Source organism: Aquibacillus koreensis (genome assembly GCF_025154055.1).
GTDB classification, from domain to species: Bacteria; Bacillota; Bacilli; order Bacillales; family Amphibacillaceae; genus Aquibacillus_C; species Aquibacillus_C koreensis.
Window position 1 is genome coordinate 20463 of record NZ_JAOALK010000063.1, and the last position, 16080, is coordinate 36542.

At 37.9% G+C, this 16080-nt stretch carries 11 protein-coding genes; 6 read left to right on the plus strand and 5 right to left on the minus strand.

What is annotated here, in order from left to right:
• The first annotated feature begins 52 nt into the window (after positions 1–52).
• Positions 53–961: a DUF1002 domain-containing protein gene (locus tag NYQ66_RS20615; protein WP_407652131.1), complete on the plus strand. Its 909-nt coding sequence runs from the start codon at positions 53–55 to the stop codon at positions 959–961.
• A 55-nt stretch (positions 962–1016) separates the two neighbouring features.
• Here NYQ66_RS20615 and NYQ66_RS20620 read toward each other — a convergent pair whose 3' ends face one another.
• From NYQ66_RS20620 to NYQ66_RS20640, 5 genes are all read right to left on the minus strand, one after another.
• Entirely contained in the window at positions 1017–2204 is a 1188-nt protein-coding gene (locus NYQ66_RS20620; protein WP_259872276.1) for an MFS transporter, read from the minus strand.
• Positions 2205–2928: 724 nt separating this feature from the next.
• Entirely contained in the window at positions 2929–3726 is a 798-nt protein-coding gene (phnE, locus tag NYQ66_RS20625) for a phosphonate ABC transporter, permease protein PhnE (RefSeq protein ID WP_259872277.1), read from the minus strand.
• Positions 3726–4523, minus strand: coding sequence for a phosphonate ABC transporter, permease protein PhnE (gene phnE, locus NYQ66_RS20630; RefSeq protein ID WP_259872278.1), 798 nt, complete (start codon positions 4521–4523; stop codon positions 3726–3728). Before phnE (NYQ66_RS20630) ends, phnE (NYQ66_RS20625) begins: the two co-directional genes overlap by 1 nt.
• Positions 4516–5292 carry a phosphonate ABC transporter ATP-binding protein gene (phnC, locus tag NYQ66_RS20635; protein ID WP_259872279.1) on the minus strand — a complete coding sequence of 259 codons (777 nt, stop codon included), beginning with the start codon at positions 5290–5292 and terminating at the stop codon, positions 4516–4518. Before phnC ends, phnE (NYQ66_RS20630) begins: the two co-directional genes overlap by 8 nt.
• 154 nt (positions 5293–5446) lie before the next feature.
• Positions 5447–6325 (minus strand): phosphate/phosphite/phosphonate ABC transporter substrate-binding protein, encoded by an 879-nt coding sequence (locus tag NYQ66_RS20640; RefSeq protein ID WP_259872281.1) that lies wholly within the window; start codon positions 6323–6325, stop codon positions 5447–5449.
• Between the two features lie 239 nt (positions 6326–6564).
• Here NYQ66_RS20640 and NYQ66_RS20645 point away from each other — a divergent pair, with 239 nt between their 5' ends.
• The 5 genes from NYQ66_RS20645 to NYQ66_RS20665 all read left to right on the plus strand — a co-directional run bounded on the left by NYQ66_RS20645 (position 6565) and on the right by NYQ66_RS20665 (position 16035).
• Positions 6565–8298, plus strand: a complete 1734-nt coding sequence (locus NYQ66_RS20645; protein WP_259872282.1) for an ABC transporter ATP-binding protein — start codon at positions 6565–6567, stop codon at positions 8296–8298.
• The gene (locus NYQ66_RS20650) at positions 8285–10105 is read left to right on the plus strand and encodes an ABC transporter ATP-binding protein (RefSeq protein WP_259872283.1); all 1821 of its coding nucleotides are present in this window, start codon (positions 8285–8287) and stop codon (positions 10103–10105) included. The genes NYQ66_RS20645 and NYQ66_RS20650 overlap by 14 nt, the downstream gene beginning before the upstream one ends.
• A gap of 441 nt (positions 10106–10546) precedes the next feature.
• The gene (locus NYQ66_RS20655; RefSeq protein WP_259872284.1) at positions 10547–11551 is read left to right on the plus strand and encodes an LLM class flavin-dependent oxidoreductase; all 1005 of its coding nucleotides are present in this window, start codon (positions 10547–10549) and stop codon (positions 11549–11551) included.
• Positions 11552–11756: 205 nt separating this feature from the next.
• Positions 11757–14111, plus strand: coding sequence for an RNA polymerase recycling motor HelD (helD, locus tag NYQ66_RS20660; protein ID WP_259872285.1), 2355 nt, complete (start codon positions 11757–11759; stop codon positions 14109–14111).
• A 373-nt stretch (positions 14112–14484) separates the two neighbouring features.
• Positions 14485–16035, plus strand: a complete 1551-nt coding sequence (locus NYQ66_RS20665) for a BCCT family transporter (RefSeq protein ID WP_259872286.1) — start codon at positions 14485–14487, stop codon at positions 16033–16035.
• Positions 16036–16080 lie beyond the last annotated feature (45 nt).

Consider the following 16080-nt stretch of genomic DNA (forward strand, 5'->3'; position numbering starts at 1 on the left):
ATACTATAATAATATCAGACATCATGAATGAATATATGAATAAAAAAGGAGCATGACTATGCGGTTAAATAAATTATTGCCTATGTTACTAGTCTTGTTGTTGGCATTTTCTTTTGGAAGTAGTGTACAAGCAGCTGACGATAATAATGGTGGTGCCATTGATGAGAAGTATGGATTACCAAAACTAGTTTTAGGTGAAGCATTATCGGATGAGCAAAAGGATAAAGTAAGAGAGTTATTGGGTGTTGATGATCCCGAAATGGTAAATGAATATATTGTTACTGCGGAAGACTTGGTTAACTTTATTAATGGAGATCCGGATTCAAACATGTATTCCTCTGCTAAAATCACACGTAAAGATGAGGGTGGAATTGTAGTAGATGTGGTAAACCCTGAGAATATTACGCAGGTTACCAGTGAGATGTATGCGAACGCACTGCTTACAGCTGGGATTGAGAATGCACTTGTTGAAGTTGCTTCACCTCTAAAAGTATCTGGCCATTCAGCTCTAACAGGAATCTATAAGGCGTATAACGTGGATGGGGAAGCGTTGGATAAAGACAGAATGGAAGTGGCGAATGATGAACTAGTCGTTGCGACAGACCTTGCGGATGAAGAGGGAATGGACCAAGAAAAGGTTAGTGAACTTTTGACTGAAATCAAAAAGGCCATTTCTGAACAAAACCCTGCCACAAGGGAAGATGTAGAGCAAATCGTTCAACAACAATTAGAAAATCTAAACATCCAGCTTAGTGAAGAAGATATTCAAATGCTAACGGATCTGTTTGAAAAAATGCGAGCGATTGATATTGACTTTTCCAATGTACAAACACAGTTAGAAGACATTGCAGCAGATATAAAAGGGAAGATCGAAGAAGTTACAGGAGATACAGGATTTTGGCAAAATGTACAACAATTCTTTAAAGATTTATTTGAAGGAATAAGTAATTTGTTTAGTTAATTAGAAAAAAGCATGCGTATAAAATTCGCATGCTTTTTTTGATGTAAATATTAAATTACACCGACTCTGACGTTTGTTTCACTACCTGTGGATGTCGCTGATTCATTGCCAATAGCGTCAACCCACAACCAAGAAGCAAGATACTTGTGACGATAAATACAGAGGAGATCCCGTAATATCCTGCGAGCACTCCGCCTAAGACCGGCCCAATTATGTTTCCAAAAAAGCGGATGCTCGTGTTGTATCCAAGTACTTCTCCTTGCATAGCGAGTGGGGCTTCCTGGCGAATATATGCCACACGTACGGGTATAATTCCGCCAATGGAGACACCAAGTAAAAATCTTAAGGCGACAAGCTGCCAGATATTCGTAACAAAAGCACCAGGGAAATAGAACACAGCCGCTAAAATAAGTAACAAGGTTAAAATTTTTATATAACCAACTTTATCTGCAATCTTACCCCAGTTCCGCGCCATCATTAGATTACCTAAACCAGCTGCAGAAAAAGCAATACCTGAAAATAATGCAAGGTTGGCCGGGCCGTGTAGATCTCCAACATATAAAGATAGAATAGGCTGAATGCTAAAATGAGCAATTTGAATAAACATCGATACAAGCATCACAACGAGTAGCATAGGATTACCGACAATGTGCATGATTACTTCTTTACTTGAATAACTAGCCTTTGCCCCTTTCTCTACTTTAATTTTTTGCTCATTAATACCAATATGCACTAGAAACGCAGATAGAAATAGGATAATGGAAATTGACATAAATGTAGTTTCATAGCCAATTGCATCTGCTAATACTCCGCCTAAAAGTGGTCCCATTAAAGAACCTGTAACACTACCAGTTTGTAAAGTACCTAGTACTTGACCAGCCATATGCTTTGGTGTTTGTGTCGAGATTAAAGCTTGGGACATGGATATGAATCCAGTAAACACACCCATAAATAGCCGTAACATAAATAATTGCCAAACAGAGGTGACGAACCCCATTAAAATAACAGATATGCCTAAGCCGAAAGCTGCAAAAACAAGGATATACTTTCTCCCATAACGATCCCCAATTTTGCCCCAAATAGGGGAGAAGATAAAAGCTGTCACAAATGTTACCCCAAAGGTTAATCCTGACCATCGTTGTACGTAAGTATCAGAAAAATCGCCAAGTGTCTCAATGTATAGGGATAAAAAGGGTAGCACCATCGTAATGCTACCTGCAATAAAAAAGTTCGCGAACCACATAATCCATAAGTTTTTCCGAATGTTCTTTTCTTCGTTGATAACAAAGCCCTTCTTTCAAAGTATTTCGTAAGTCTAAGTAATTATGGTAACGCATTTCTGTTTATATAGGAAGTAATTTGCTATGGGGATAATGAAATTGAGGAGTCTAAAGCTTTATAAGAAATGTCGGATTTGAAATAAAATGCGAAGTAACTATAGAAGCCGGAAGTCTATGGTCGACTTTGGCGGCTATGAGATCCGTTATTTGTCCGAAATCTTCGTTTATATTATTTTAGCGGCTACCAGATCCGTTATTTGCGCTAACTTCAATGATTACGTGGGCATTTTGCTAAAATAGCGTACTGTATAGCCGCTTAGATTTTAAATTGGCCTAAAATAGGCAAATAAGGTCTCTCATAGCCGCTCAGAAATCTTGGCGGCTATGAGAGACCTTATTTGCCTGAAATCCATGATTACCAAATTTTCGCGGTCACCAGATCCGTTATATGCCCTAATTGCATTGATTTCGATGGCATTTTGTTAAAATAGCGTACTGTATGACCGCTCAGACTAAAAGTTGGTTAAAAACAGGAAAATAAGGGATCTCATATCCGCTTGTGTTGTATTCCCGCATTATCTTGTGTTACATCACACTTTATACAAAATTAGTCATAAACAATATATTGATAGAAAAAGCACAATAAAAAAACTACCCTCAATAAGAGAGTAGTTTTCATCATAATCCTTATACCAGACGTCTGCGGATAAAACTAGAGATTTGGTCAATGATTGTTACAGTAACGATAATTACAAGTAAAATCATACCAACTTCATCCCAGTTACGGTTTGAATAAGCAAAGTGGATTAACGTACCAATACCACCAGCACCTACGATACCAAGTACAGACGATGCACGCACGTCAATTTCAAAACGGTAGATTGCATAAGATAGAAACTCAGGAAGAACTTGTGGCATAATACCATAGAATAAAATCTGTAGTTTATTCGCACCACTTGCTTCCATCGCTTCAATAATATGCATATCAATGCCTTCAATAACTTCAGAGTATAGTTTACCTAACATCCCGGTGGATCCAATTGCAATCGCAAGTACACCGGCAAACGGGTTTGGTCCAACTGCAGCAACGAAAATAATCGCCAGAATGATTTCAGGAAAAGCACGAACAGCTCCGAGAATCCACATGCCTATTGTATTCAGAAACTTATTTCGAACCATATTTGTTGCACATAAAAAGGCAAGTGGAATAGCAATAATAGCTGCCGCTAAAGAACCTGTATAGGCAATGAATATGGTTTCAACCATTTTTATTAGTATTTCTCCAGTTTCTCCAAATGCAGGATCGAAAAACTTCGGAATAATACGATCAAAGTTATCAATTGTGCGCTGACTGAAAATTTTGCCCCAATCAATATTAACACTAGTGATTGTCCAAACATACAATGCGATTACTGCTATAGCGATAATGATTCTTTTAACGACTTTAGCAGGACTCTTAGGTTTAGGAGGAATGCGATTACTCATTATACTAGTCCCTCCCTTAATTTACCGCTGATCCAATCAATGACAACTACAACTGCGAATATTACTAAAACAGTCGTTGATACAGCTTGGTAATCTAAAAAGTTTATTCTTTGGTTGATTAATTGACCGATACCACCAGCACCAACTAAACCTAGTACAACAGATGCTCGAATATTAATTTCAAATACATACAAACTAAACGAGATAAACTGTGGTAATATTTGTGGAACTACCGCATACCAAATGGTCTGAATGGTATTACCTCCAGACGCTTTAATCGCTTCGGATGGGCTCATATCAATTGCTTCAATGATTTCACTCATTAGTTTTACTAAAATCCCAATTGCAAATACAATAAGTGCAATAATCCCTGAAAAAGCACCAATCCCGAATAATGCAACAAATACTACTGCTAAAACGATATCTGGAATCGTACGAATAATGTTAAGGATAAAACGCATCACGTTATATAACCATTTGTTAGTCGTAATATTATTAGCGGCTAAAAGACTAAAAGGGATACTAATAATAACTGCTACGGTCGTAGCAATAACAGCCATATGAATGGTTTCAAACAACTTTGGATAAATAACCGTGATATAACTCCAATCAGGTGGGAAGAAACGACCAACCAGTTCGGTAATATTACCAATCTTTAAAAAGAAATTTATGATAAATGATTCAGTTGTTATGGAACTAATTAAATAGAAACCCAATACCGCTATAAAAGATAGTGTTAACGTACGCTTAGTCTTTGCTGGATAAAGACTACTAGGTACGAAATCAGGTTTATTCATTTTCCTCGCCTCCCCGCATATCTTCCTCGCGGATCGCACGACCATAAATCTCTTCAAATGTTTGTTCTGTTACTTCGGAGGCAGGACCGTCATAGACAACTTCACCAGCTCTCATGCCGATAATACGATCTGCATATTCCATCGCCATATCAATAAAATGAAGGTTAACAATAGTCGTAATGTTATCTTCTTGATTAATTTGTTTTAAATATTTCATCACTTGGTGTGATGTTGGAGGGTCCAAACTTGCAACAGGCTCGTCCGCCAAAATAACTTTCGGCTTTTGTGTTAATACGCGAGCAATACTTACACGTTGTTGTTGTCCACCACTTAATTCATCTGCACGGTTGTATAGTTTTTCTTCTATATTTACACGCTTTAAATTTTCGTATGCTAACTCCATGTCTTCCTTAGGAAACATATTAAAGATACTTTTTAGTGTTCCTGTATAACCTAATCTACCAGAAATAACATTCTTCAAAACAGTGGAACGTTTTACAAGGTTATAGCTCTGAAAGATCATACCAACTTTTTTGCGAAGTTCTCGTAGTGATTTGCCATTATGATTCAGAATGTTCTCTCCATCAACAACTAATTCGCCTTCTGTTGGTGTTACAAGTCTATTGATACTTCTAATGAATGTAGATTTACCTGCACCAGATAAACCAACGATCACGACAAATTCGCCTTCATTAATTTTAATATTTATATTTTTAAGTCCCTTTGTTCCATTTGGATACGTTAGCGACAAATTTTTAAATTCAATCATGATTTCCCTCCATAATAACAATGATGTCGTCTTCAAAGTTGCTAATATCTTTTTCTAAGAAACGAGTAAAACCTTAAAGATCTACTAGCATATACGGTAAAACAGGAGAGAAGATAGCTTCTCTCCTGACAAGAATATTAAAAAACATTAAATTTTACAAGTCATCAATTGATAGATCACTAAACTTGCTATATGTGTCACGAACGATATCGTATTCACTGTCGGTTGCTTCAATTATCTTATCCCAGTTATAAACGTCATTCATGATTTTGATCATTTCTTCATCATCATTAAAGCTTAAAAATACTTCTTTGATTTCAGCAACAAGCTCATCATCTAGCTCTTTTGTTACAGAAATTGTGTCATTTGGAATTTCATCCGTATAACCTAAGATCTTTGTTTCTTCCATGATTTCAGGGTAATCTTCTTCAAGTCCAGTTCTTACGTCATCAAATGTTGTTGCTACATCCGCTTCGCCTTCTAAAACAGCAATTGCAGATTGATCATGTCCACCAGATTGAACAGTATTACCAAAGAATTCTGTTGATGGATCTTCTACACCAAACTCATCCATGATTTGTGCAGCTGGGAATAAGTATCCACTAGTAGAAGTTGGATCACCATAAGCCCATGTTTTTCCTTCAAGATCTTCTAAAGATTCAATTCCTGAATCAGCACGAACAATATATTGTGCAACATAAGATCCACTACCAAAACGCTCGGATTTAAGAAGTACTTCTACGTCATGTTCTTGACTAGCTAGCACATATCCGAAAGCAGGGATAAAACCAATTTGAACTTCATTTGTTCCCATTGCTTCAACAAGTGCAGTATAGTTAGTCATTACTTTACCTTCTACTTCTCTGCCTAGCTCTTCAGAAAGCTTTTCAGCTAAAGGTGCTACTGTATCTGCTATTTCATCAGAATCTTGAGATGGTACAAACCCCATTACTAGTGTGTCGTCTTCTCCACACCCAGCAATAAATAGTACTGCAATTGCTGCAAAAATGATTGATAAAAGCTTTTTCTTCATTTGTTAATTATCCCCCTTAGGTTGTGTTTGTGTCTTAACAATTTTCATTATGCACTATTTAACGAATTATGGCTAGTCCATTTACAAACTTTTTACAAAAAAAATTCCTAAAAGTTTATGTTTGTTAGATTTTATGACAATAACGTTCGTGTTTTAGGGGAGTCATGAAGTTAGAATGTAGAGGGGCTTTTCCTATATAATATAAATATACATATGAAAGTATAAAACGGGGGGAGAGCATGAGGAAAATATTTCGTTACGTTTCACCATACAAACTATCAATGGCTGTTGCCCTATTGCTTATGGGAGTGGAACTAGCTGTAGAACTGATTCAACCTATTATTATGGGTATCATTGTCGATCAAGGGATTGAAGGTCAGGATTCCTCTACAATTATCTTCTGGCTAGCTATATTGCTAGGATTAACATTAGTGGCTTTTGCTGCTGGAATCACGAGTTCCTATTTTGCGGCCAGAGTGAGTCAAGGAGTTGGGCACGACATAAGAAAGGACTTGTTCCAGAGAACGCAGGAGTTTTCAACGTTACAAATGCAAACGTTTACTGCTTCTTCTCTATTAACGCGAATAACAAATGATGTGACACAAGTGCAGGGATTTCTCTTTGGGTTTATGAGAATCATGCTCAGGGCTCCGTTATTCATTATTGGTGGGTTGATCATGTCCTTTACTGTTCATGTTCAGTTAGCTACGATTCTTGTTATTGTTGTCCCTGTTCTATTAGTTATCATGCTATGGATTATGACAAAGGGAATTGGAATGTTCCAAAGGGTGCAAAAGCGCCTAGATAAATTAAATAATGTGATTAGAGAAAATCTATTAGGCATAAAATTAGTCAAGGCGTTCAATCGGAATGACCATGAACAAAAGCGATTTAAGAAAGAAAATAGTAAGCTAATGGAAGATAATAAAACAGCTCTTCGATTTATGGAACTAACGATGCCAATCGTGATGCTAGGAATGAACGTTGGTATCGTGTTATTCCTTTGGTTTGGGTACGTAGAGCTACGTGTTGGCGATGCCGAACCAGGTGAAATTGTATCTATATTAAACTATGCGACAAGAATGATGGCATCGTTTGGTGTATTTGGATTTTTATTAATGATGTATTCTAGAGGTAAAGCATCTGCATCACGTATTAATGAAGTGTTGGAAACGGATGCGAAAGATTTCGTTACTGTTCAGGAGCCGCAGGCGAAAGCAGAAATGAACGGGAGTATTCGTTTTGATCAAGTGTCCTTTTCGTACCCTAACGCAACGAAAGAAACATTACGGCAGTTGTCTTTTCATGTAAAAGCTGGTGAAACAGTAGGTGTTTTAGGGGAAACAGGATCAGGTAAATCTACTTTCCTACAGTTGATTCCGAGGCTATACCCGACAAGTGACGGAAAGGTTTATATTGATGATCAATGGATAGAAGAATGGGGGCCAGGTGTTCGTGATAAAATCACCCTTGTCCCACAGGAAGGGTATATATTTACGGGAACACTTAGAGAGAATATAGCGTGGGGAAATGAACAGGCATCGATGGACGAAATAGTTAAAGCTGCTAAAGATGCAAATATCCACGATTTTATTATGACGTTAACAGATCAGTATGAAACACAGGTAGGGCAGCGTGGTGTAAATCTATCAGGTGGACAAAAACAAAGAATCTCGATTGCGAGAGCACTCATTGCAAACCCAGCTATTCTTTTATTAGATGATAGTACGAGTGCACTAGATGCAAATACGGAAGTACATGTACTAAAGGCTATTAAAGAAAGGGAATGCACGACGATCATTGTGGCGCAAAAGATTAGTTCTGTGATTGATGCAGATCACATTATGTTACTGCAGCATGGCCAAATCGTTGCAACAGGGAGCCATCAAGAGCTTTTGACCAATAACAAGCTTTATAAGCAAATCTACAAATCTCAATTACATGAGGAAGGGCTTATCGATGAAAGATACTAAACAACGAAATGTAAATCAGGCTACTTCACGTCATCAACCAGTAAAGTTAAAAAAACCGAATATTAGTAACATACAAGGAACCGTTCGACGTATTTGGGAATATATGCGTCACTATAAAAAGTTATTTGTGATTGTAATTATCTTAGTGGTTATTAGCTCTATATTATCTTTACTTGGACCATATTTGTTAGGGAAGGCAGTCGATACGTTACTTGCAGGCGTTGATCAACAAACGTTACTGCTTCTCTTAGGCTTACTAGTAGTTGTTTTTTTACTACAGTCGGTAACGGTTTGGTTCCAAAACTATTGGATGATTACGGTTGCGCAACAAGCAGTCTATCATATTAGAAAAGATTTGTTTCATCATGTATTACGTTTGCCACTTTTGTTTTTTCAAAAGAGACAGAGTGGTGAATTAATGAGTCGATTGACGAATGATATTGAGAATGTAAGTCGGACGTTGAATACGTCGGTTATTCAACTTGCTACAAGCTTGTTAACGCTTGTTGGAACAATCGTATTTATGCTGCTATTAAGTCCTTTGTTAACAGTATTAACCTTTACAATTGTTCCATTAATGTTTTGGGGTATGAAGTGGATTACATCACGAACAAATGTATATTTTAAAAAGCAGCAAAAAGACTTAGGTGAATTAAATGGTTATGTAGAAGAAACGTTGTCAGGACACCACATTATAAAGTTATTTAATCAAGAAGAGCGAGTGGAAAGAAAATTTGAAGAACGAAATCAAAGTTTGAGAGATTCAGGATATTGGGCACAGGTATATTCAGGTTTTATCCCGAAATTAATGAACTCACTAAACAATCTAAGCTTTACAATCATTGTTGGGGTTGGTGCATTACTTGCATTTAATGGTACAGGGGTTACGATTGGGATTATTGTAGCTTTCACCACCTATGCCAGACAATTTACAAGACCGTTGAATGATTTAGCTAACCAGTTTAACACGATTCTTTCCGCTGTAGCAGGGGCGGAAAGGGTGTTTGATATTATTGATGAAGCAAAAGAGGATGCACATGATGCGCCTAATTCATTACAACAAAAACTAAGCGGAGATGTCCGATTTGCATCTGTCTACTTTTCCTATGAACAAGGTATAGATACGTTAGAAGATGTATCTTTTCACGCGAAGCCAGGGGAGGTAGTTGCATTAGTTGGTCCGACTGGTGCAGGGAAAACGACGATTATTTCCCTTCTATCTAGGTTTTACGAAGTAGAAAAAGGAACGATATATATAGATAACAAAGATATTAGGGAGTTCCCAAGAAATGAATTAAGAGAGCAGATGGGGATTGTTCTACAAGATTCTTTCTTGTTTGATACGACGATTAAAGAAAATATTCGATACGGCCGTTTAGAAGCTACAGATGAAGAGGTTATAGCGGCGGCGAAATCTGCCAATGCACACACTTTTATTACACAACTAGACCAAGGCTATGATACGATGTTGGATTCCAATGGTTCGGCGATCAGTCAAGGGCAAAGGCAGTTGATCTCGATTGCTAGAGCGATGCTTGCCAATCCTTCGATTCTCATTTTGGATGAGGCAACAAGTAGTATTGATACCATTACGGAAATCAAGATTAACGAAGCTCTTTCGAAACTTATGGAAGGAAGGACGACTTTTGTTATCGCCCATCGACTAAATACAATTAAGCATGCAGATAAAATATTAGTGCTTGAACATGGAAAAGTGATCGAACAAGGTAACCATGCAGAATTACTACAGAGTAGAGGTTTTTATGCCAATTTAGTGACCTCTCAAAATACAAATCAATCAAGCTAAAAGTGCATGATTACTGGACTTTCATACTAAACTATAGAGAGCCTACTATGAAAGGTTAATGCGAATACATTTTACTTGGTGTTGAACGTTTAGACTGCGATGTAACGCGGAGATAATTAGGGGAAACAACGCAAGCGGTCATGACAGACCTTATTTTCCTGTTTTTGAACAATTTTGAATCCGAGCGGTCATACAGTACTCTATTTTAACAAAATGCCATCGAAATCAATACAATCAGGGCAAATAACGGCTCTGGTGACCGATAAAATCTTATAAGCTTACATTTTGATCAAATAAGGGAACTCTTAGCCGACAAAATCTCATTCGATTTCTATGCGGTCATGACAGACCTTATTTCCTGCCTCCCGAAATTAGGGAGTATCAAAAGTGCTTTGATCCATCGCATTTTCTATTAGTAATGAAATTGAGGGGGAAATGGTTATGCTTAAACTTAGTATTCTAGATCAAACGCCAATCCCATTGGGAAGTAGTGCGCAAGAAGAACTTGAAAATACAACAAAACTAGCTCAGATTGCAGAAAGATTAGGGTATCATCGTTTTTGGGTGTCGGAGCATCATCTGGAAACACTAGGGCATTCTAGCCCGGAAATCCTGATTCCGCATATAGCCTCCCATACATCAACGATTAGAGTTGGTTCAGGCGGTGTGATGTTACCACACTATAGTGCCTATAAAGTAGCGGAAAACTTTCGGTTATTAGAAGCCTTGTATCCGGGAAGAATTGATCTTGGAGTTGGGAGAGCACCAGGTGGCATTCCACTAGCAACAAATGCGTTACAAGAGCATAAACATACCTATCATGATACATATGAGGAGCAAATAAAGGACCTCATATATTACCTAACAGGCTCACAAGATCCCAACCACCGTTTTCGAGGGTTAAAGGCAATGCCGGACATTGATACAAAACCAACGATATGGGTACTTGGTTCGAGTGGAGGCAGTGCAGGGCTAGCTTCGAGCAATGGCATTTCTTATGCCTTTGCGCATTTTATTAGTGGGCAACATGGTGGCTCTGTCGTATCGAGGTACAAACAAAGTTTTCAACCTTCTGAAATGCAGCGTACACCTGCATCAATGATCGCATTTTTCCTCGTTTGTGCAGAAACGGATGAGGAAGCAGAACAACTTGCAACTTCGATTGATGTGCAGTTTCTTCAAGTGGCAAAAGGGGAAAAGAGTGATGGAATTCTATCACCTGAACAAGCAATTAAATATCCTTTTACCCCAACCGACCATCAGATCGTTCGAGAAAATCGAAATAAAATGTTAGTTGGTTCACCAGAAACGGTGAAAGCCAAGCTTGAAACGTTAAGTGAGGAATATAATACAGATGAATTTATGCTAGCTAGTATCATGCATGATTTTCACGCGAAAGTAAAAAGCTATCAACTTCTAGCTAAAGCGTTTGGATTAAAGGACTAATCGGTTTGTTTTGCCTTGTAAATGGAAAGGATATAATATTACTTGAAGGAAATGAAACAAGCGCGTATGATTCTAGTTATATTGTAGGGTAAAATAGTATAAACAGAGAAAACGACATTTGGCTTGTCCTTAACGGATGCCAAATTTTTTCTGATTTGCGACATGATAGAAACTTAGAGAGATCCTGACATTTGGGGGTGTTGTTTTGAGTGAAGAAAAGGATTGGCAAGACGAGAAACAAAGAGTAGATCAAGTCATTCATGTTATAAGAAATAAAATGGAACAATTAAAGGATAAAGCTGGAGATCTAAAGGAAAAAGTCATTGATATCCGGAAAGATTTCTGGGATGATGTGACGGTTAATCTAGATGATCCAGACGATATCATTGAAACACAAGCGAGTTTGAAACAACAAGCGGAGTTTTTATCTGAGCGTGAAAGAAGCCATGGTCACATGAGTAAGCAAATTGACACGTTACAACGCCTAGAGGATTCGCCTTACTTTGGACGGATTGATTTTGTGGAAAAAGGATATGACAAGCCGGAATCTATATATATTGGCATTGCTTCTTTAATGGACGAACAGGATGATGACTTTTTAATTTATGACTGGCGGGCACCGATCTCCAACTTGTATTATGATTATCCACCCGGGGAAGCCAAATACAAAACGATCGATGAAGAGATTGAAGGAGAAATAACGTTAAAACGACAGTTTATCATACGAAATTCAGTGATTAAGGGAATGTTTGACACAGGGCTTACGATTGGAGACCATCTCTTGCAATCAGTACTTGGTAATACCGCAGATACGAAAATGAAAAGCATCGTTGCCACCATTCAACAAGAGCAAAATCAAATTATTCGAAATGAGAAAAGTGATTTATTAATTGTGCAAGGTGTTGCGGGTAGTGGGAAAACATCAGCAGCACTTCAACGTGTCGCCTATTTGTTATATCGATACAGAGAAGTGTTGTCATCCGAAAACATCGTCCTATTTTCTCCAAATCCATTGTTTAACAGTTATGTTGCCAAGGTGTTGCCAGAACTTGGTGAAGAAAATATGAAACAAACGACATTGTTTCAATACTTAGATACGCAAATTGGTAATAAGTTAACAGTAGAAACGCCGTTTGCGCAAATGGAATATTATTTAAGTGAAGCTGGTAAAAATTATGCAGCAAGAGTACAGGCGATGAGCTACAAAGCAAGCTTAAATTTTAAACAAATGATTGACGATTTTGGAACAAGCCTTGAACAGGATGGTGTCATTTTCCGAAACATTCGTTTTAGAGGCGATATGTTTATATCAAAACAACAAATCAAAGACTACTTTTATTCATTAGAAGAGACGATGTCAATTCCACTTCGTATGGAGGAAGTAGCGAAATGGTTACTGACAAAGCTAACGGAATTAGAGCGTGAACAAAGGGAAGAAGATTGGGTAATAGAAGAAATGGAATTACTAGATAAGTCTGACTACCTTGAGGTTCACAATGAATTACAGGATGAGACTCGATTTTCTGAAGATACATTCGATGATCATGTAAGAGAAGAAGATCTGTTACGAAAAAAGGTTGTTGCGGATAAAATTAGACCACTTAAAGAAAAAGTGAAGCGCAAATACTTTGTCGATGTAAAAAAGACGTATATACAACTGTTTACAACACTTAAGCCAACAGAAGTCGATCACTTGGACCTTCCGGAAAAATGGGAAGAGATCTGTAAACAAACCGAGAAGTTTATCAGTAAAAATTACTTAACGTGGGAAGATGCTACACCTTACTTGTATTTTCAAAAAATGTTGTTAGGCTTCAATGCCAATCGTACAATCCAACATGTATTTATTGATGAGGCGCAGGATTATTCTCCGTTTCAGTTTGCTTATTTGAAAAAGATTTTTCCGAGTAGCCGAATGACGCTATTAGGTGATATAAACCAAGCAATTTACGCACATGCAATAGAGGAAGAAACGCTTCTTTCAGAAAATATCGAAACAAAGCATGAAAGAATTACATTAACAAGAAGTTACCGGTCGACAAAACCAATTGTTGAATTTACAAAAGCATTCATGCCAAATGGTCATTTGATTGAGCCGTTCAATAGAGATGGAGCAAAACCGGTGTTGATGGAAGTGGAAAACACAGCTATCGCCAATGATAAAATAGAAACAGCGATCACGGACTTCCAAACAGCGGGTCACCAGACAATTGCTGTTATCTGTAAGACGATGATTGAAAGCAACGTTGTATATCACAGGTTGAAGCACAAGTTTGATGTACGACTAATGGATGAAGAAACACATACTTTTCAACAAGGTATCTTAGTGATACCGGCCTATTTAGCGAAAGGTATTGAATTTGATGCTGTTATTATTCATGATGCATCTGACCAAGTTTATCATAAAGAATTGGAGAAAAATCTATTTTATACTGCGTGCACAAGGGCGATGCATGATCTGCTCATGATTTCTTTAGGAGAACCGAGTGCATTTATTAAAGAAGTACCAAGAGAAAAGTACACCCACTATAAAATACACGCGATCCGTAAAGGACAGTAAAATTTACTTTTTACTGTCCTTTTGTGCATTACTTTTTTCGATTTGATAAGAATAAGTGTAGGCATATTCTATTTGACGGATGCAAGGCATAACGCTATACTTGAAAACTATGTGTTGGCATATGAAGGTCTTTTCTCATTAGAAAGAGCAGAATAGTAAACACGAAAAGAAAAGCAAGCCGATGGTGTTCGGACTTGAAATGGATGCTATAGTTCCTTTGATTATAGCAATTACCTGGTTGTTAAGGTGAAGAATTTTTGAGAAAGATAGGACTAAAAAATTTCCCATCAAAGTTCTGCAATGACTAGTCAGATAGAGAGAATGGGGAAAGTTATTGTAGGCACTTGCTTCTTTAAAAAATAGGAGGAATAAAGTGCAGAAAGATAAAAAGAGTTTAGCAAATAATACGATCGATAAGACAGTGTTTTTCATTAGTGGTGGACTACTTATAGCATTTGTAATTTTAGCAATGATTGACTTAGACATGGTGGAGAACTGGATTAATACATCCTTCAGCTTCTCAGCAAAATATTTTGGGGCCTATTGGGAAGTGTTGCTCTTAGCCAATTTTGTGATTGGATTAGCATTAGCCTTTTCTAAGTACGGAAAAGTGCGATTAGGTCAGAAGAGCAAGCCGGAAAATGGTTACTACCGTTGGGTTTCAATGATTTTGTGTACACTGCTTGCGAGTGGAGGCGTGTTTTGGGCGGCATCGGAGCCAATGACCCATTTCATTACGACCCCCCCATTATTTCCTGATAATTCATCCGCGTTAGCCGGAGTGGAACCTGCCTTAGCACAAAGCTTTTTCCATTGGGGATTTCTTGCCTGGGCAATATTAGGGACTTTAGCAACAATTGTGCTTATGTATGCTCATTATCATAAAGGATATCCAATGAAACCAAGAGCTTTCTTATATCCGATCTTTGGTGAAAAAATATTTCATAAAAGCGTAGTCGGTAGTATAGCTGATATTATATCGATTGTGGCTGTGGCTGCAGGTACAATGGGACCGATAGGCTTTCTTGGCTTACAATTAGGATATGGCCTGCATTGGTTATTTGATATTCCTAATACATTAGTGACGAACATTGTTATTGTAAGTGCACTAATCGTAATTGCTGCGATATCGGTAGCTTCTGGTGTCGATCGTGGTATTCAGTTTTTAAGCCGAATGAATGTAGGACTAACCGTGTTTTTAGCGGTATGTATCCTAATCTTAGGTCCTACGATGTTTATCTTAAATAAATTTGTATCTGCCGAGGGTTTCCATATTCAAAATATGTTAACGATGGCGCTATACCAAGGGGACCAAGACTGGCTTGGTTGGTGGACTGTTTTCTTCTGGGGCTGGTTCCTAGGTTATGGACCAATGATGGCAATCTTTATCGGTAGAATTTCTCGTGGCAGAACAATTCGCGAATTGATTATTGCTGTGTCGATTGTGGCGCCATTAGTGACAAACTTTTGGTTCACCGTTGTTGGTGGTACTGGAATTAAAATCGAACTTGATAAACCTGGCGCGATTTCGGTGCCGTTCAGTGAAGGTGGTATGCCGGCTGCGGTTATGTCGATTATGGATCAGTTGCCGTTAGGCTTTTTCTTGGCAATTGGGTTTCTACTCGTAACACTTGTTTTCGTAACGACAACAGTCGATTCGATTTCCTATACGGTTGCCGTTTCCTTAACAGGAGATGATAAACCTAAGAAGATTATTCGTGTGTTCTGGGTTATCATTTTTGGATTAATGTCGATTATGCTATTAGCGATTGGTGAAAATAGTATATCGGCAATACAAAACTCGATCGTTGTGACAGCCGTTCCCGTTTCGATCATTATGCTACCGACATTATGGGGAGCAGTGAAAATTGCGAAGAAGTTGGCTGTTGAACAAAAGATTGTTGATCCGAAGAATTCGAAGTAGCGAAATATATCTTGGCCTCCTGTCTTGTACAGGAGGTTTTTTTTG